This is a genomic window from Streptomyces sp. NPDC058457, assembly GCF_042720695.1.
In the GTDB taxonomy this organism is placed as follows: Bacteria; Actinomycetota; Actinomycetes; order Streptomycetales; family Streptomycetaceae; genus Streptomyces.
In genome coordinates, this window is the sequence record NZ_JBHXLU010000013.1 from 25,338 (window position 1) to 41,980 (window position 16,643).

Consider the following 16,643-nt stretch of genomic DNA (forward strand, 5'->3'; position numbering starts at 1 on the left):
CGGGTCACTCGTCCGGGTGGCGGCGTTTTCCACAGGTCTGCGGTGGTCCACAGCGCTCAGCGGGCCCGGGCCGACGGCGGCAGTCTGGTCCCGCGGCGATCGCGACGCACACGGACGCACGAGGACACGCTCGACGAACACGAGCACGAACGCATCCCGTGCACGCGGTCGCCGCGGTGGACACCGCCGTACGGGACGGACCCGTACGCGGATCCGCCCGGCCGCGGCGGCCGGGCGAGGGAGGGGTTCGTGATGAACGAGACGTTGGTCTGCGCGGTGGGCAACGTGGCGACGCAGCCGGTGTACCGGGAGCTGGCGGCGGGACCGTCGGCGCGGTTCCGGCTGGCGGTGACCTCGCGTTACTGGGACCGCGAGAAGAACGCCTGGACGGACGGCCACACCAACTTCTTCACGGTGTGGGCCAACCGGCAGCTCGCCACCAACGCGGCGACCTCGCTGACGGTCGGTGACCCGGTCGTCGTGCAGGGCAGGCTGAAGGTGCGCACCGAGACCCGGGAGGGCCAGCAGCGGGCCTCCGCCGACATCGACGCGGTGGCGATCGGCCATGACCTCGCCCGCGGTACCGCGGCCTTCCGGCGCAGCGGCAAGCCGGAGACGGCGACACCGGCACCACCGCGCCCGGAGCCGAACTGGGAGACACCGGCGGAGCCCCCGGCGGCCGTCGCCGAACCGGAACCGGAACCGCTGGCCGTGACGTGACGTGACGTGAAGTCGGCCCGCACCACGCCCTGTTCGCCACGAACTGCCCGTGTCGCGGCCGACCGACCACTCATTGACGCTTCTTGACGGCTTGTCGGCGGATGCGCTCCGAAGCACCCGTCGAGGCGATCCAGTGGACTTGTCGACAAGCCCTGCTCGCCGACGCCCCCGCGATAACGATTACGGATCGGATCGCTCATCCGACCATCTCATCGGGAAAGGCCGGTCCGGCTGATCCATAGGATGCCGGGCGTGGCCTCTGGGGTCGCTGATTCTGCTGGTGGGACCACCCCCCCCCGCGTCCAACGGGTCCTGCTCGAAGGGGAATTCTGTGCTCGCTGCGTTCTCTGGTTCCTCGGCGCCCCGCGCGTCCGCCAGGCACTACGGCCCGGCCGTGGCCGCGAGAGGCATGGCCCGCCTCGCCGCCGCGGCACTGGTGTCCGGGCTGGTGGCCGCCGCCGCGCTGACCGGCGCCGGCCGGGCCGCCGCCGACGACGGGACCGCCGCGAGCCAGAGCGGGGCGACGGCGACCATGGGCGGCCTGAAGACCTACGGCGAGGCCGTGGTCCACGGTGACAGCGGCGACGAGCAGGTGGCCGCGGGCCTGTTCGAGATGTCCGTGGACGGCGGCGGCATGCTCCAGACGTACTGCGTCGACCTCCACAACCCCACCCAGCGGGACGCCAAGTACCACGAGACGGCGTGGAGCGGCACCTCGCTCGGCGCCAACAGGAACGCCGGCAACATCCGCTGGATCCTGCAGAACTCCTACCCGCAGGTCAACGACCTCGCCGCGCTGGCCCGCAAGGCAGGCGTCGGCAGCCTGAGCGAACAGGACGCGGCGGCCGGCACCCAGGTGGCGATCTGGCGCTACTCGGACGGCGCGGACGTCGACGCCGTCGACCCGCAGGCCGAGAAGCTCGCCGACTACCTGGAGAAGAACGCCCGCGGCCAGAACGAGCCGCAGGCCTCGCTGACCCTCTCGCCGCCGGCCGTCTCCGGCCGCCCGGGCGGCCTGCTCGGCCCGGTGACGGTCCACACCAACGCGGGCACGGTCACCGTGATCCCGCCGTCCGACGCGGCCCTGAGCGGCGTACGGATCACTGACAAGGCCGGCAAGCCGGTCACCACCGCGCAGAACGGCAGCGAGCTGTACTTCAGGGTTCCCGACGACGCTGCCGACGGCTCCGCCGAGTTGGCCGTCCAGGCGTCGACGACGGTCCCCGTCGGCCGGGCCTTCACCTCCGAGAGCCGCAGCCAGACGCAGATCCTGGCGGGCTCCAGCGAGTCGACGGTCACCGCGACCGCCAACGCGACCTGGGCGGACCAGGGCGCGATACCGGCGCTGTCGGCCGAGAAGGACTGCGCCCGCGGCGGCGTGGACATCACCGCGGCCAACACCGGCGACAAGCCGTTCACCTTCGAGCTGGTGAGCACCGAGTACAGCATCCCCGCCCACACCTCCCGGACGGTGACCATCCCGCTCCAGGAAGACCAGTCCTACGACTTCACGATCACCGGCGCGAACGGCCTCGAACGCCGCTTCACCGGTGTCCTCGACTGCAAGACCCAGGGCACCGACGCCGGCCTCGCCACCCAGACCCTCAGCGAGCCCAGCCCCGCCTCGGTCGGCGGTACCGCGTCCGACGTCAACCTCGCGGCGACCGGCGGCGACTCCGCGACCGGCGTGATCGCGGGCGTGGCCATCGGCCTGGTGGTGATCGGCGGTGCGGTCCTGGTGATCCTGCGCCAGCGGGAGAGCCGGCAGACCGACTGAGTCCAGGACGAGCGGCCGGCCCGCCGGGCACTATGACGTCATGACCAACTCACCCGGCGCGTCGCCGTCCTCGGACTCCGTCCTGTCCCTGTGGTCGCACGACTCGGTGCTGTCGATCGGCTCGGTGGGCTCCGTGCTCTCCATCGGGTCGGTCGGCTCGGCCCTCTCCGTCGGCTCGATCGGCAGCGCCCTCTCGGCGGGCTCGATCGGCTCGGCGCTCTCCCTCGTCTCGGCCGGCTCCTGGCTGAGCACGGGCTCCGTCCTCTCGGCCAACTCCCGCTGGTCGACGCTCTCCTGGCGCTCGGACCGCACCTTCCGCACCGCCGGCGCGGTGGTGGCGGTGGCGGCAACCGCCCTCCTCCTCCACAGAGCCCGGCGCTAGCCGGACCCTTCTCCGTCCCGGCCACCGTCGAGGACGAGGAGCGGTTTGGCGCCGTGAGCGGGTGCTTCGGCGAACGAGACGGCTTCGGCGAAGCGTTCGAGCGGGAACGGCCGGCCCTGGGGGATGCTCAGCACTCCGTCGGTGACGAGGGTGCGCACCTCATACAGCGCGTCCAGCACATCCGCGGGCGAGGCGGCACCGAACCAGCGGTTCAGCCAGAAGCCGCGGACCACCTTGGTCTCGTAGATGAGCGAGCGCGCCGACAGCGGGACCGTCAGCGCCGCCGGGTCGGTCTGCCGATGGGTGGAGAGCGCGCCGTAGACCACGGTCTCTCCCCCCGGAGCCAGCGCCTGGGACACCTGGGCACCCAGGTGCCCCGCGACACAGTCGACGGCCTTGCGCACGCCGGCCGGTCCCGCGATCTCGGCCACCCGCCGCACCAGGTCCTCGTCCTCGGTGCAGATGACCTCGTCGCCGCCGAGCGCCCTGATCTCCTCGACGGCACCGCGCCGCCGCACCACGTTGATCGTGCGAATACCCAGGTGCCCGGCCAGCTGAATGACGAGCCGGCCGACGGTGGAACCCGCCGCCGTCTGCAACAGCCATTCCCCCGGCTGTACATGGAGTTCGCGATTCACCAGGAGCAGCGCGGTCAGCGGGTTGACGGCGAGTTGACAGGCGCTGGAATCACTCAGCCGGCCGGGAACCGGCAGCAGCCTGTGCGTGTCGGCGACCAGGTATTCCTGCCAGGTGCCGGTCACAGGCGGCCCGGGTACGGCCGGGACGGCAGCCACCACCACACGCTCGCCGATCCGCAGTCCCTCGGTGCCCGGCCCCAGGGCCTCGATGAGACCCACGCACTCCATGTACCCCCCGACAGCGGGAAACCCGGGGGAGAAGCCGTAGCGGCCACGCAACACGTGCAGGTCACTGGCGTGAACCGGAGCCGCCTGCACACGGATCAACGCCTGGCCGGCTCCTGCGGTGGGAACAGGCCGGGATTCCAGCCGCAGCACCTCGTTCGGCTCGCCGACCTCTCCGGCTACGAGCGCGCGCATGGATCGCGCCATGAGTGACCTTCCGTCTCCCCGCATCCGACGAACTCGGCGCGTGTTCCGGGCACCCCTCCCAGCCTGCGCTCCTCCCCGATTGCTGTCATGTCGAAAGGAGCCGGGCCGGACACCACTGTCCGGCGGCCCCGTCCTCACATCCCGGCCATGCCGCCACCGGTGAGGCCCGGAGCCAGCGCCGGGACCCAGAAGACGGCACCGGCCAGGGCGATCGAGGCGATCCCGACGGCGCGGGCGACCAGGCGGCCGGCCGGAGCCAGCTTCTCGGCGGTGATCACGGCGGTCAGGACCACCATGGCCCAGAGGTTCATCACACCGAACGCCGCCAGCAGCACCATCAGCGACCAGCAGCAGCCCAGGCAGAAGGCCCCGTGGTGGGCTCCGGCACGCAGGTCGCGCGAGGGCCCCGGGTACGAGGCGTAGCGCAGCATCAGCCCGACCGGCGAGCGGCACCTCGCCAGGCAGCGGTCCTTGAGCGGCGTGAGCTGGTAGACGCCGTTGGCCGCGAACACGGCCGCGGCCACCGCGGTCCCCGCCACGGCCGGGAGGCTCGCCGCGCGGCCCAGGCCGGCGGCCAGCCCGTACGCGGGCAGCCCGGCCGCGGCCCAGACAAGCAGGTAGGCGACCGTGAAGACGACCATGCGAGGTGCCCGGTGCACGGTGATGGTGCGTGCGTACAGCGCGCCGACGGGCGCCGTGGCGGGCAGCATCATCGCAGCCATCATCAGCGTCCACACGGCCAGGAACGAGGGCAGGCCCAGGCCCATGGTGCCCGGCATCGCCCGCATGCCGCCCCAGCGCGTCACCACCCAGACCCAGGCGGCGGCCGCCGCGACCAGCAGCAGTCCGGCGGGACCCGCCCTGCGGCGGACGGCGACCGGCCGACCGGTCACGCGGACCACGTGAAGGGCGCCGAGTGCCCGTTGCCGCCGGAGAAGTCCCAGGACCGGCCGTACACGCCGCCGCCCGTCGCCCGGGTGGACCGGGCAATGGTCAGCGTGCTGTTCACCGGGTGGAAGATGCCGGCCAGGCTCATGACCGGACCGTCCTCACCGAACTGCGGGGCGACCTGGTCCTCGATCTCGATGTCGATGGCGTCGCCCACCCGTGCGCTGTGGCGGCGGCCGTCGTCGCGGTAGTCGATGGGAACGCGCTCCACGCCGAGGACCTCGCCGATGAGCGGAGTGAGCGCCGCCATCGGCCCGCCGGCCCGGCCGGAGAAGACCTTGCCCAGCGCCTCCGCCTGGTCGTCGTCGGCCGAAGCGTCCAGGTACAGCGCCACCTGCCAGCCGCCTTCGGCCATCACCCGGGGCGCGTCGATGAAGACGGCGACGCTGCGGTCGGACACGTCCACGCCGTCCACGTTCCCGCTGTCCACATGGAACGCGAAGGTCACCTGGCAGCGTTCGTGGTCGGCCGGTGCGGTGAGGCCCGAGGTGGTACAGGGGCACACCACATCGCAGTTGCAGCTCTCCAGATACGTGCCGTTCAGATTCCAGGGCATGGCTCCGCGCCTCCCTCGTCCACGTCCCCCTCGGTAAAGGGAGTGCATCGGGAGGCCCCGTTCCGTCCCGGTGCCACTCCTCTCCAGGCTATTCCCGACGCCCCTCCTCGCGCAGAAGGCACCGGGCCATCTCCTCAGCCCGTGCTCGTCCACGCGTCCGGGCGGGGCGCCAGCACCGCGGAGACCACCGCGCGGGACGAGGCCATGACATCGCTGACGAATCGCAGGCGCCCGATGCCCAGCCGGCGCAGTGCCGGTCCGTGGTCGGCGGCGACGACGAGGGAGACCGCGAGCAGCAGGAGCCGCCACAGGGCCATCACCGGACGGCGCACCGCACGGGGCAGCTCCGCCAGGGAGGCGTGCAGGCGCTCGCAGTGGAACGGGACGTGACGCTCCTCGTCGGACAGGATGCGTCGTGCCACCTCCGAGGTGAGCGCGTCGTCGGTGCCGTCGCGCAGGGCCCGGTAGTAACGCAGCGCCACCACCTCCGCGATCATCAGCACCAGCAGCTCCATGCGCAGGCCCATGAGACGCCGCAGCCGTACGAAGACCGTGTCGCTCCAGTGCCCGGCCAACGTCGGCACGCCTCCCGCGGCCAGCAGCCGGGCCAGCAGACGCGCGTGGTTCTGTTCCTCGGCGATGAAGAGCCGGACCGCCCGACCGTAGTCGGCGTCGCCGGCCTGGTCCGCCTTGCCGACGAGGTTGGCGCCGTCACCGTCCTCACCGATCTGGAAGCGCTGGATGCTCGCCCATATCGCGGGATGCAGCGTCGCGCTCTGCCCCCAGTCCGGATCCCCCTGGGCCCGCCTGCGCTCGCGCTCGTCCTCGAACTGCCTTGTCCACTTGGCGAATCCACCCGTAAGCACCCGGTCTCCCCTCTCCGGGGACACGGCCGCCGTGCCCCTGGAGAGGGACGACGCAGACCGGCACCGAAGCGTTCCGCGGACGGCCGCTTCCCGGCGCGATGTGCGTGTGGGCCGGCCGAGCCGGGCAGGGACCCCTGCGGTGTCACCCGACATCGGCAACCGGCATCAACAACAGTGCAGTGAGGCGATCTTGCTCCTGAAACGCGCACCTGATCGATCGGCGCACTCCTGGCGGACTGTCGTCGGCTGAGGCCCGTGCCACAATCGTGCCGGATTATCGGGGCCTCGCCGGTCCGGAAACACCAGGTCAGTGGCGTGATGTGGTTGTCCCCGTCCAAATCTGTGCCGACGGCCACAGCGAGCGGGGACACGGGTAGGCTCATACTGACCTATGACCAAGCCTGCGGCACCCAAGCGTCACCTGCCCACCAGCCCCTTCAAGGCCCCGATCACCCGGGCTCCCGAGCACTTCGCCATCGGCGACCAGGTCACGCATGACGTGCACGGCCTCGGCCGGGTAGTCGGCATCGAGGACGGAATCGCGGCGCTCGTGGATTTCGGCTCGGCACAGATGCGGATCCTGAGCCCGTACTCCAAAATGACCAAGCTGTAGGTCCCCCCTGTGCCCGATCGCGGCACGCCAGGCCCCTCAGGGACCTGTAACGAAAGGCAGACCTCCCATCGACTCGACGTCGCTGTTCTCCGCCCTGGAAGGGCAACCCCGCAGTTCCACCGCGGTATCGCCGCCTCCGACGACACATCCCTTCCAGGCCCCGGACTTCGGAGAAGACGAGACCTCCTGGTCCGAAGATGCACAGGAGCCCGCCTCGGGCACGCGCGTGGCGCGGTCCAAGGCTGCCTAGCGGCGGCCCGGGAGCGCCGCCGAGCCGCTTCGCCGCCCGGCGGCGCTGCGGCTCGGGCTGCTGGAGCAGACGGCACCCACGACGAAGGCCCCGACCGTCTTGCCCGGTCAGGGGCCATCGATGACCTGCGGTGGGTGTGGGATCCGAACCCACGGTGCCCCGTCCTGGCAACCGGCTCGCAAATCGGCCGGCTCCTGGGCCGTCCGAGGCTCCCCGGGCCACTCGACGGCGACCGGCAGTGACCGACCGGCCACCGCAACCACCGCCGAAACCCCAGGTCACACCCCCCGGACCAAACGGGTTAACACCCCACGCTGGACGTCAGGCAAGATGGGGTGTATCTGCCCACTGCCAGATTTCAAGCTGCCGGACGGTTTCTCTTGGCTGAGTACATCTACACCATGCGCAAGACGCGCAAGGCAATCGGCGACAAGGTCATCCTTGACGACGTCTCGCTGAACTTCCTGCCCGGCGCGAAGATCGGTGTGGTCGGCCCGAACGGTGCGGGTAAGTCGACCATTCTGAAGATCATGGCGGGGCTGGAGCAGCCGTCGAACGGTGACGCCTTCCTGTCGCCCGGGTACACCGTCGGCATCCTCATGCAGGAGCCCAAGCTCAACGAGGACAAGACCGTCCTGGAGAACGTCCAGGAGGGTGTCGCCGAGGTCAAGGGCAAGCTCGACCGGTTCAACGAGATCGCCGAGCTGATGGCGACCGACTACTCCGACGCGCTGCTCGACGAGATGGGCAAGCTGCAGGAGGAGCTCGACCACGCCAACGCCTGGGACCTCGACGCCCAGCTCGAGCAGGCCATGGACGCGCTCGGCTGCCCGCCCGGCGACTGGGCCGTCGTCAACCTCTCCGGTGGTGAGAAGCGCCGTGTCGCGCTCTGCAAGCTGCTGCTGGAGGCCCCCGACCTGCTGCTCCTCGACGAGCCCACCAACCACCTCGACGCCGAGTCGGTGAACTGGCTGGAGCAGCACCTCGCCAAGTACGACGGCACCATCGTGGCCGTGACCCACGACCGGTACTTCCTCGACAACGTCGCCGGCTGGATCTGCGAGGTCGACCGCGGCCGGCTGCACGGCTACGAGGGCAACTACTCCAAGTACCTCGAGACCAAGACCACCCGTCTCAAGGTCGAGGGCCAGAAGGACGCCAAGCGGCAGAAGCGGCTCAAGGAAGAGCTGGAGTGGGTGCGGTCCAACGCCAAGGGGCGTCAGGCCAAGTCCAAGGCCCGTCTCGCGCGCTACGAGGAGATGGCCGCCGAGGCCGACAAGATGCGGAAGCTGGACTTCGAGGAGATCCAGATCCCGCCGGGCCCCCGGCTCGGCAGCATCGTCGTCGAGGTCACCAACCTCTCCAAGGGCTTCGGTGACAAGGTCCTCATCGACGATCTCAGTTTCACGCTGCCGCGCAACGGCATCGTCGGCGTCATCGGCCCGAACGGCGCCGGCAAGACCACCCTCTTCAAGATGATCCAGGGTCTGGAGACCCCGGACTCCGGCGACATCAAGGTCGGCGAGACCGTCAAGATCTCGTACGTCGACCAGAGCCGCGCGAACATCGACCCGAAGAAGACCCTGTGGGCGGTCGTCTCCGACGAGCTCGACTACATCAACGTGGGCCAGGTCGAGATGCCGAGCCGCGCCTACGTCTCCGCCTTCGGGTTCAAGGGCCCGGACCAGCAGAAGCCGGCCGGTGTGCTCTCCGGCGGTGAGCGCAACCGCCTCAACCTGGCACTCACCCTCAAGCAGGGCGGCAACCTGCTGCTCCTCGACGAGCCGACGAACGACCTCGACGTCGAGACCCTGTCCTCCCTGGAGAACGCGCTGCTCGAGTTCCCGGGCGCCGCCGTGGTCGTCTCCCACGACCGGTGGTTCCTCGACCGGGTCGCCACCCACATCCTCGCCTACGAGGGCGAGTCCAAGTGGTTCTGGTTCGAGGGCAACTTCGAGTCGTACGAGAAGAACAAGATCGAGCGGCTCGGACCGGACGCCGCGCGTCCGCACCGTGCCACCTACAAGAAGCTGACCCGGGGCTGATCGAACTTGCGTCATCTCTACCGCTGTCCCCTGCGCTGGTCCGACATGGACGCGTACGGCCATGTCAACAACGCGGTCTTCATCCGCTACCTGGAGGAGGCCCGGATCGACTTCCTGTTCCGCCCGGACAAGGAGTTCAAGCAGGGGTCGGTGGTGGCGCGCCACGAGATCGACTACAAGCGGCAGCTCGTCCACCGGCACCACCCGGTCGACATCGAGCTGTGGATCACCGAGATCAGGGCCGCGTCCTTCACCATCACCTACGAGGTGAAGGACGACGACCTGGTCTACGTACGGGCGTCGACGGTGGTCGTGCCGTTCGACTTCGAGGCGGGCCGGCCGCGCCGGATCACCGCCGAGGAGCGGGACTTCCTGGAGGAGTACCGCGACGACGACAAGGAGGAGGCCGTCGCCGCATGACGGTGCTCCATCTCGCTGACGACGGGGAGGCGGCGGATCTCGCGGCCTTCCTCTCCCGGCTGCTCCGCTACGACCGTTCGGCCGCGGTGCGGCTGCAGGCGGCCGGTACCGCACTCGCCGTCTTCGGACGGCCGCCGTCCTTCGATGTGCTCGCGATCCGCGCGGTGCGGCTCGCCAAGCCGTACGAGGACGGCCTGGACGTCACCCTCGACGTGACCGTGTCGGCGGGGGAGCTGCTGGAGTCGGTCGACGAACAGGCCGCCACGGCCGCCGTGCCGAAGGCGGTGACCGGGCCGCCCTGGGCCGGGGTACTGCCGCCGCGGGGCGGCTGGCGGGCCGAGCCCGGGCTGCCCGCGCCGCAGGCGCTGCGGGCCACGGTCGCCGCCGCGGTCGGTGAGTTCCGGTCCCGTACCGAGGAGTTGGCCCCGGACGGTCGTACCCGGGCCGAACTCGACCGGATCGGGCGGGACATCTGGTCCCGGACGGTCGGCGACACCCGGCTGCCGGTCCGGGCCGTGCACGCGGCGCAGTCGCTGGGCTTCCTGCGGCCGGACGACGAGGCCGAGGCCGTGCTGCTCTCGGCGGGCGCGTGGCTGCGGCTGCGCACGCCGTTCGGGTCGATCGCCGTACGGCGGGCGGGACTCGGGGCACTGGACGTCAGCATCCGCTGAGAACCGCCACCACGACCGGCTCATGGTGGCTCGCGGGCAGCGCGGGAACCGCGACCGGCTGCACACCGGCCACCCGGTGCACCTTCCCGCAGCTGACGACGGCCCTCGACAACGGCGGCGCGGAGCCCGTCATCCACACCGCCGGGGTGAGCAAGGGCCGCGACTTCATGTGGATCGGGGCCGTCGACGGCCTGCGGATCAACCGGACCGTCTTCGACTTCGAACCCGGCGGAGTCAGGGCGCACCGCGCCCCCTGAGCAGCCGCCCGCCGAGGACGGGCGGCGGTCAGTCGGGTGTGTTGACCATCGAGGCGGCCGCGTAGGTGAGGTAGTTCCAGAGCTGTTCGCGGTGTTCCTCGGAGAGGCCGAGCTCGTCCACGGCCACCCGCATGTGCTGCAGCCAGGCGTCGTGGGCCGCCCGGTCCACGGTGAACGGCGCGTGCCGCATCCGCAGCCGCGGGTGGCCCCGGTTGTCGCTGTACGTCGTGGGGCCGCCCCAGTACTGGATCAGGAACAGGGTGAGCCGCTCCTCGGCCGGTCCCAGGTCCTCCTCCGGGTACATCGGCTTGAGGATCGGGTCCCCGGCGACGCCCTCGTAGAAACGGTGGACCAGCCGGCGGAAGGTCTCCTCCCCGCCGACCTGCTCGTAGAAGGTCTTCTCCTGAAGCGTGCCGCGCCGAATCTCTCTCACCCGTACATGGTCTCAGACAGGGGGACCCAGGACTCAAGGCTTAGGACCCGGTACGGACGCACGCGCCTAGGGTGGAGACATGGCCGCCTACGACAGCGGGACCGAGGGGCTCGCCGCCGTGGCCCGGGCCGCGCTGGTGCGGGAGATCGACGCCGAGGGGGTCTGGGCGGCGGAGCCGGTGTGGCGGGAGGCGTTCGCGGAGGTGCCCCGGCATCTGTTCGTGCCCTACTACTACGTCGCCGGGGCGCACGGCTATGAGCGCCGGTGGGGCGAGAGCCCGGATCCGGCGGCCCGGGAACGGTGGGTGCGCGGCGCCTACGAGGACGTACCGCTGGCGACCCGGCTGCGCGACGGCGAGCTGCTCTCCTCCAGCAGCCAGCCCTCGCTGATGGCACGGATGCTGGTCGCCCTGCGGGTGGCCGACGGTGACCGGGTGCTGGAGATCGGCGCCGGCACCGGGTACAACGCCGCACTGCTGGCGCATCGGCTGGGCGACGACGACCTGGTCACCACCGTCGACGTGGAGCCGGAGATCAGCGAGTCCGCGCGGCGGCACCTGGCCGCGGCGGGGTACCGGCCGGCCGTGGTCACGGGGGACGGGGCGCGGGGGGTGCCGGAACGGGCGCCGTACGACCGGATCATCGCGACGTGTGCGCTGCCGAGCGTGCCGTGGGCGTGGGTCGCGCAGTGCCGGGAGGGGGCGCGGATTCTCACGCCGGTGGCCACGGGGTTGCTGGCGCTGACCGTGCGGGGTGGGTGTGCCGAGGGGAGGTTTCTGCCGTCGGGGGCGTTCTTCGTGCCGCTGCGGGGCCTGCCGAGGCCGGGGGCGGTGGCGGGAGATCCGGCTGGGGTGCCGTCCCGGGCTCGTGAGGACGACTCGTTCCAGTTCCTGGCGGAGCTGACCCGGGGGGTGGTCAGTCTCCGGGAGGCGTACGAGGTGTGGGCGCGGGAGGGGATGCCCGGGCGGGAGCGGTTTGGGGTGAGCGTCGAGAAAGACAGGGAGTGGGTGTGGCTGGACGACCGGGAGGGGCCGTGTGTTTGGCCGCTCCCGGTCTGAACGCAGTTCTCCGGCTGCGGGCCGGTGGGGACTGGTCGCGCCCACGCGGCGGTAGCCGCAAATTCAACACAGCCCCGCGCCCCTTACGGGGTGCTACGGCTCAGCCTCGTCGAACAGTGATCGTCGTCCAGGCTCCGACATGCACCCGGTCCCCGTCCCGCAGCGGCACCGGGACGAAGGGCTGGATCGGCTCCTCGCCGCCGTTGACCGTGGTGCCGTTCGTCGAGTTCTGGTCGACGACCGCCCAGCTGCCGTCGGGCTGCTGGACCAGGACAGCGTGCTGGTGCGAGACGCCCGGGTCCTCCGGCGGTACCGACAGGTCGATGTCGGGGGTGTCGCCGGTGGAGTGCCGGCGGCGGCCGATGGTGACCTGGTTGCCGGTGAGCGTGCGCTGCTGCTCCGGGGAGTACGCGGGCAGGTTGAGACCGGCCGCCTCGGGGCCCGAGCGCTGCATCATCGCCATGAAGTACTCGCGGTCCGGGCCGATCGTCGCGATCCAGGTCGCCGGGCCCTGCGGGGCCTGCGGGAAGGCGGGGACGGGCGGGGCCTGGGTGGCGCCGGGCTGCGGGTAGCCGTAGCCGCCCGGACGGGCAGGCGCGCCGGGGCCCGCGGCCGGTCCCGGCGGGGAGATCACCCAGTCGTCGTCACCGCCGCCGAAGGGCGGGCCGCCGGCCGGCGGCCTGGTCTCCTGCGGGAAGCCGGGCGGCGCGAGCGGAGCCGACTGCTGGAACGCTCCGGGAGCGCCACCGGTGGTCGCACCGGGACCGCCGGGCGGCGGCGGAACCGGCGGCCGGGACGGGTCCACGCCGCCGAAAGGCCCGGCGGGGCCGCCGGAGGGGTCGCGGGTGAAGGGTCCGGAGGCCTGGCCGGCACCGGGAGGGGCACCGAACGCGGACGGACCGCCGGCGTTCTGGCCCGGGGCTCCGCCGTACGGTGAGGGCGGCGCCGACGGGCCGCGCTCGCCACCGAAGGGCGGGGGAGAGGACTGGCCGCGGTCACCGCCGCCGAAGGCGGGCGGACCCGACTGGCCGCGGTCGCCGCCGAACGCCGGAGGGCCGGGCTGGCCGCGGTCGCCACCGAAGGCGGGCTGACCGGGCTGTCCGCGGTCGCCGCCGAACCCCGGCTGACCGGGCGGGCCCGACGGGCCGGGCTGGCCGCGATCGCCGCCGAACGCCGACGGGCCGCCGCCGCGCTCGCCCGCGAACGGCGTCGGGCCCGAGGGCTCGCTGCCGAAGGACGGGATCGGCTCGGCCGGACGGTTCACCTGCGAGGGGCGCGAGCCCTGGTACTCGTACGAGTCGCCGCCGAACGTCGGCGGGGCCGGCGGCCGGAAGGTGGGCGCGGCCGGACCGGGACCGCCCGCCGGGGGGCGCGGGGCGGCGGGGGTGTACGAGGTGGCCGTGTTGGTCAGGAAGTTCCAGCGGCACTCCTCGCAGAACGGCGCACCGCCCTCACGGGGCGTACGGCACTGCGGGCACAGCTCCGGCTCGTGCGCGTTCGGCACCGCGGACAGATGGCGGCCACCGCCCATCGGGCCACCGGCCGGGACGCCGGGCGCGGGCGGCGGGAAGCCGTAGCCGCCGGCGGTCGGCGGGGGCGGAGGCGGCGGAGGTACGGCACCGGCCATGCGGTGACCGCACACCTCGCACCAGTCGTCGGAACCCGACTGGTGTCCGTTCGGGCAGGTCGGCATGGCGGGCTTCCCTCTCTGTCAGGTTCGTCCTGAGCCTGTCTGGATGGTCCTGCGTATGGACTGTCTGGTCACTTCTTTACACGAACAGTCTTTGTGGACCTTGTCTCGAGAGTCATCTCGTCGGCCTCCTCGACCTTCGCCTTCAGTCGCACAGTACCTGTCGTGGCGTCGACCACGTCCACCACCTTCGCAAGCAGTTTCGCAGTATCCGCGTTCCCGGAAGCGCTTGCCAACTGAACGGCCCGACCCAGTTTGGCCGTTGCCCCGTCCATATCGCCCGCTTTGCGGAGATCCAGACCTTGCTGGATGGCTTGTGCCAGTTCGGCCTGGCCGGTGTAGTGGGCGACTTGGGGGTTGATGGAGGTCGAGGCGACCATGTCGTCCGTCCACACCGCTCTGATCAGGCCCTGCGCGCCCAGGTTCTGGACACTGCTGTCGGGCTGCGGGACGACCAACGACACGCGTGCGGCGAGCATTTCCCGGCCGAGGCCGGCCGTGGGGACCTCCACGCACACGTGGTAGTCACGGGACTCGTCGCCCCAGGAGCCGGTCGGGTAGTCCCCGGCGCGCGGCCCCGCCTCGGTGCGCCGGTCCGTCAACGCCTCGACCGTGGGCGCCACTTGCTTGACGAACTTGATGGTCGTGCCGACCGGGGTCCACAGCCGCAGCGCGACGTCCGCGACCTCCTTGCCCATCGCCGTCTCCATCATCTGCGTGAAGTCGGCGGCCAGGCCCGTGGGGTCGGCGACTATGTCGGCGGTGCCGAGCAGCGCGGAGGCGATGCCTGTGACTTCTTTCACTTCCCAGTCGGTGCCGACACCACGGGCGTCACAGGTGAACCGTCCGGCGCAGGAGTCCAGGGCGGCCCTGAGGTCCTCCGGCGACTCGTGCTCGTTGCGGCCGTCGGTGAGCAGGATGCCGTGCCGGATGGTGATGTCCGCGGAGGAGAGGAGACGGTCGGCGAGCCGGAGCCAGGTGCCGATCGCCGTGCCGCCGCCCGCGCTGAGCCTGCGCAGTGCCTGCTTGGCCTGCTCGCGCGAGGTGCGGTCGGCCACCGCGAGCCGCCCGCCGCCCGGGTAGACCTCCTTGGCGACGTGCGTGCCGCCGATCACCGCGAAGTGGGTGCCGTCGCGCAGGGTGTCGATCGCGGCCGCGGTGGCGTCCCGGGCGTTGCGCATCTTGGTGGGCGGGTAGTCCATCGAACCCGAGCAGTCGACCATGATCGCCACCCCGGCGGAGGGCCCCTGCCCGGGTGCGTACGAGGCGCCGACCGCGGTCCCGACGGTGCCGCCGCCGGTCGCCGTCACCGTGACGATCGCGTTGACCTCGCGGCCGCCCTCCGGCAGGAACTCGTTCTGGTACACGTCCACCGAGAACTGCGGCACGTTCGACTTCGAGAAATTGGCCATGACTGCTCTGGTCCCCCTCCACCCCACGCGTGGTGGGTGCTGACGGTGTGCGGACCGGTCCCCTCCGGTCCGCGGGTACTTCCCCGTGCGTCTCGCTCCCGTTTGCGGCCGTTTTGCGGCGGCCTCAGGCGGATCCTGCCCCCTGCGGGGGTGCCGGGAACGGCAGCAGCGCCACTGTTACGTTGTCGTGGCCCCCGCCGTCCAGGGCGTGGCCCACCAGTACCCGGGCCGCGTGCAGCGGTCGTACGGCCGCGTCCGCGGGGATGATCTCGGCCATCTCCTCGGCCGTCTCCGCGTAGTTCCACAGGCCGTCGGTGCACACCACCACCACACCGGACCGGTCCGGCTTGAAGGACGCGGTGTGCGGCTCCACCTCGTAGGCGTCCGCGCCGAGCCAGCCGGTGATCGCGTGGGCGCGCTCGTCGGCGTACGCCTCCGCCTCGCTCATCAGGCCCGCGGCGACCATCTGCGCCGCCCAGGAGTCGTCCTCGGTGAGCCGGGCCGCCGGAGCGCCCCGGTCCACCGGCACCCAGTAGACGCGGCTGTCGCCCACCCAGCCGACCACCAGCAGGCCCGAGGCCACGATCGAGGCGACGATCGTGCACGCCGGGGCGTTCTGGTGCGGGGTGTGCTCACGGGCCGAGGGGGGCTCCTCCGCGAGGGCGTTGACGGCCTGGGAGGCGGCGACGATCGCGTCGTGCAGCGCCTGCTGCGGATGGGTGCCCTGCTCCAGCGCGGCCAGCAGCGCCTCGATCGCGGCCCGGGAGGCGGCCATGGATGCCTCGTCGGGACGGGTCGCCGAGGAGACGCCGTCACAGACGACCGCCAGCGAGGCCGGGGTGCCGTCGGGCAGCGTGGTGTGGCCGACGGCGAACGCGTCCTCGTTGCGGTGGTGGCGCAGCCCGCGGTCGCTGACGGCGGCCACCGGGCCCGCCTCCTGCTCCATGTGGTCGCGCTCGCGGGGCTGGGCGTGCCCGCAGTTCTCGCAGTAGCCGTCGTCGTCGACCCGGCCCGCGCGGCAGGCCACGCACACCTTCGGCAGCTCGGTGGTCTCGGCGGCGGAGGCGGCCACCCGCGGGTCCGGCGCCTGCAGCGGGTACTCGTCGGGCTCCGGCGGCCGGTCGAACCGCACCCCGGAGGCCGGCGACACCGGCGCACCGTGCGGGGGCGGCGACGCCGGCGCACCGTGCGGCGACGCGGGCAGCGGCTTGCCGCCCGAGTCGGTGGCGGGCAGGTCGGTCGGCAGATGCGGTGCCGCGGGCGTTCCGGAGCTCTCCGGCTCGGGCGGGGGCCAGTCCACGCCCGAGGATCCCACACCGGCGGCGCCCATGGTGAGGGTCGGGTGGTCCGGCGGCGCGGCGGGCACGGCCGACAGGTCGTACCCGCACGCACCGCAGAACAAGTCACCCGATTCGAGCGGCTCCGCGCAGCTCGGGCACTTCGCCGGTGCGGCCTGCTGGGGCATCTGCGACATCA

At 71.9% G+C, this 16,643-nt stretch carries 16 protein-coding genes; 8 read left to right on the forward strand and 8 right to left on the reverse strand.

All coding sequences use genetic code 11. From position 1 onward, the window contains the following. Positions 1 to 252 precede the first annotated feature (252 nt). The 3 genes from ACFWPS_RS13575 (at position 253) to ACFWPS_RS13585 (ending at position 2,879) form a co-directional block, all read left to right on the forward strand. On the forward strand, positions 253 to 720 hold the full coding sequence (locus ACFWPS_RS13575) for a single-stranded DNA-binding protein (RefSeq protein WP_383704364.1): 468 nt from the start codon (positions 253 to 255) through the stop codon (positions 718 to 720). A 409-nt stretch (positions 721 to 1,129) separates the two neighbouring features. Beyond that, complete coding sequence (locus ACFWPS_RS13580; protein ID WP_383704576.1) at positions 1,130 to 2,497, forward strand: Cys-Gln thioester bond-forming surface protein; 1,368 nt, start codon at positions 1,130 to 1,132, stop codon at positions 2,495 to 2,497. 40 nt (positions 2,498 to 2,537) lie between these two features. Continuing rightward, positions 2,538 to 2,879, forward strand: a complete 342-nt coding sequence (locus ACFWPS_RS13585) for a hypothetical protein (RefSeq protein WP_383704366.1) — start codon at positions 2,538 to 2,540, stop codon at positions 2,877 to 2,879. Here the strand turns inward: ACFWPS_RS13585 and ACFWPS_RS13590 are convergent. From ACFWPS_RS13590 to ACFWPS_RS13605, 4 genes are all read right to left on the reverse strand, one after another. Continuing rightward, positions 2,876 to 3,937: a zinc-dependent alcohol dehydrogenase family protein gene (locus tag ACFWPS_RS13590; protein WP_383704368.1), complete on the reverse strand. Its 1,062-nt coding sequence runs from the start codon at positions 3,935 to 3,937 to the stop codon at positions 2,876 to 2,878. The genes ACFWPS_RS13585 and ACFWPS_RS13590 overlap by 4 nt on opposite strands. A 146-nt stretch (positions 3,938 to 4,083) precedes the next feature. Next, positions 4,084 to 4,842 (reverse strand): DUF2182 domain-containing protein, encoded by a 759-nt coding sequence (locus tag ACFWPS_RS13595; RefSeq protein ID WP_383704371.1) that lies wholly within the window; start codon positions 4,840 to 4,842, stop codon positions 4,084 to 4,086. Then, positions 4,839 to 5,453 carry a DUF1326 domain-containing protein gene (locus tag ACFWPS_RS13600; RefSeq protein ID WP_383704373.1) on the reverse strand — a complete coding sequence of 205 codons (615 nt, stop codon included), beginning with the start codon at positions 5,451 to 5,453 and terminating at the stop codon, positions 4,839 to 4,841. Before ACFWPS_RS13600 ends, ACFWPS_RS13595 begins: the two co-directional genes overlap by 4 nt. A gap of 134 nt (positions 5,454 to 5,587) precedes the next feature. Further along, positions 5,588 to 6,319, reverse strand: coding sequence for a ferritin-like domain-containing protein (locus ACFWPS_RS13605; protein ID WP_383704375.1), 732 nt, complete (start codon positions 6,317 to 6,319; stop codon positions 5,588 to 5,590). Between the two features lie 391 nt (positions 6,320 to 6,710). On the opposite strand from ACFWPS_RS13605, the gene ACFWPS_RS13610 reads away from it, so the two are divergent. The 4 genes from ACFWPS_RS13610 (at position 6,711) to ACFWPS_RS13625 (ending at position 10,318) form a co-directional block, all read left to right on the forward strand. Then, positions 6,711 to 6,932 carry a hypothetical protein gene (locus ACFWPS_RS13610; RefSeq protein WP_383704377.1) on the forward strand — a complete coding sequence of 74 codons (222 nt, stop codon included), beginning with the start codon at positions 6,711 to 6,713 and terminating at the stop codon, positions 6,930 to 6,932. A 630-nt stretch (positions 6,933 to 7,562) separates the two neighbouring features. Beyond that, on the forward strand, positions 7,563 to 9,227 hold the full coding sequence (ettA, locus tag ACFWPS_RS13615; protein WP_383704379.1) for an energy-dependent translational throttle protein EttA: 1,665 nt from the start codon (positions 7,563 to 7,565) through the stop codon (positions 9,225 to 9,227). 6 nt (positions 9,228 to 9,233) lie between these two features. Beyond that, entirely contained in the window at positions 9,234 to 9,647 is a 414-nt protein-coding gene (locus tag ACFWPS_RS13620; RefSeq protein WP_383704381.1) for an acyl-CoA thioesterase, read from the forward strand. After that, the gene (locus tag ACFWPS_RS13625) at positions 9,644 to 10,318 is read left to right on the forward strand and encodes a hypothetical protein (RefSeq protein ID WP_383704384.1); all 675 of its coding nucleotides are present in this window, start codon (positions 9,644 to 9,646) and stop codon (positions 10,316 to 10,318) included. The genes ACFWPS_RS13620 and ACFWPS_RS13625 overlap by 4 nt, the downstream gene beginning before the upstream one ends. 285 nt (positions 10,319 to 10,603) lie before the next feature. Here ACFWPS_RS13625 and ACFWPS_RS13630 read toward each other — a convergent pair whose 3' ends face one another. Then, positions 10,604 to 11,008, reverse strand: a complete 405-nt coding sequence (locus ACFWPS_RS13630) for a globin (protein WP_383704386.1) — start codon at positions 11,006 to 11,008, stop codon at positions 10,604 to 10,606. Between the two features lie 79 nt (positions 11,009 to 11,087). Here ACFWPS_RS13630 and ACFWPS_RS13635 point away from each other — a divergent pair, with 79 nt between their 5' ends. Next, positions 11,088 to 12,065, forward strand: coding sequence for a methyltransferase domain-containing protein (locus ACFWPS_RS13635; RefSeq protein WP_383704388.1), 978 nt, complete (start codon positions 11,088 to 11,090; stop codon positions 12,063 to 12,065). Positions 12,066 to 12,165: 100 nt separating this feature from the next. Here the strand turns inward: ACFWPS_RS13635 and ACFWPS_RS13640 are convergent, their stop codons facing one another. The 3 genes from ACFWPS_RS13640 to ACFWPS_RS13650 form a co-directional block, all read right to left on the reverse strand. Further along, positions 12,166 to 13,758: an FHA domain-containing protein gene (locus tag ACFWPS_RS13640; protein WP_383704390.1), complete on the reverse strand. Its 1,593-nt coding sequence runs from the start codon at positions 13,756 to 13,758 to the stop codon at positions 12,166 to 12,168. A 68-nt stretch (positions 13,759 to 13,826) separates the two neighbouring features. After that, positions 13,827 to 15,167 carry a VWA domain-containing protein gene (locus tag ACFWPS_RS13645; protein ID WP_383704392.1) on the reverse strand — a complete coding sequence of 447 codons (1,341 nt, stop codon included), beginning with the start codon at positions 15,165 to 15,167 and terminating at the stop codon, positions 13,827 to 13,829. Positions 15,168 to 15,291: 124 nt separating this feature from the next. Beyond that, positions 15,292 to 16,641: a protein phosphatase 2C domain-containing protein gene (locus tag ACFWPS_RS13650; protein WP_383704394.1), complete on the reverse strand. Its 1,350-nt coding sequence runs from the start codon at positions 16,639 to 16,641 to the stop codon at positions 15,292 to 15,294. Positions 16,642 to 16,643 lie beyond the last annotated feature (2 nt).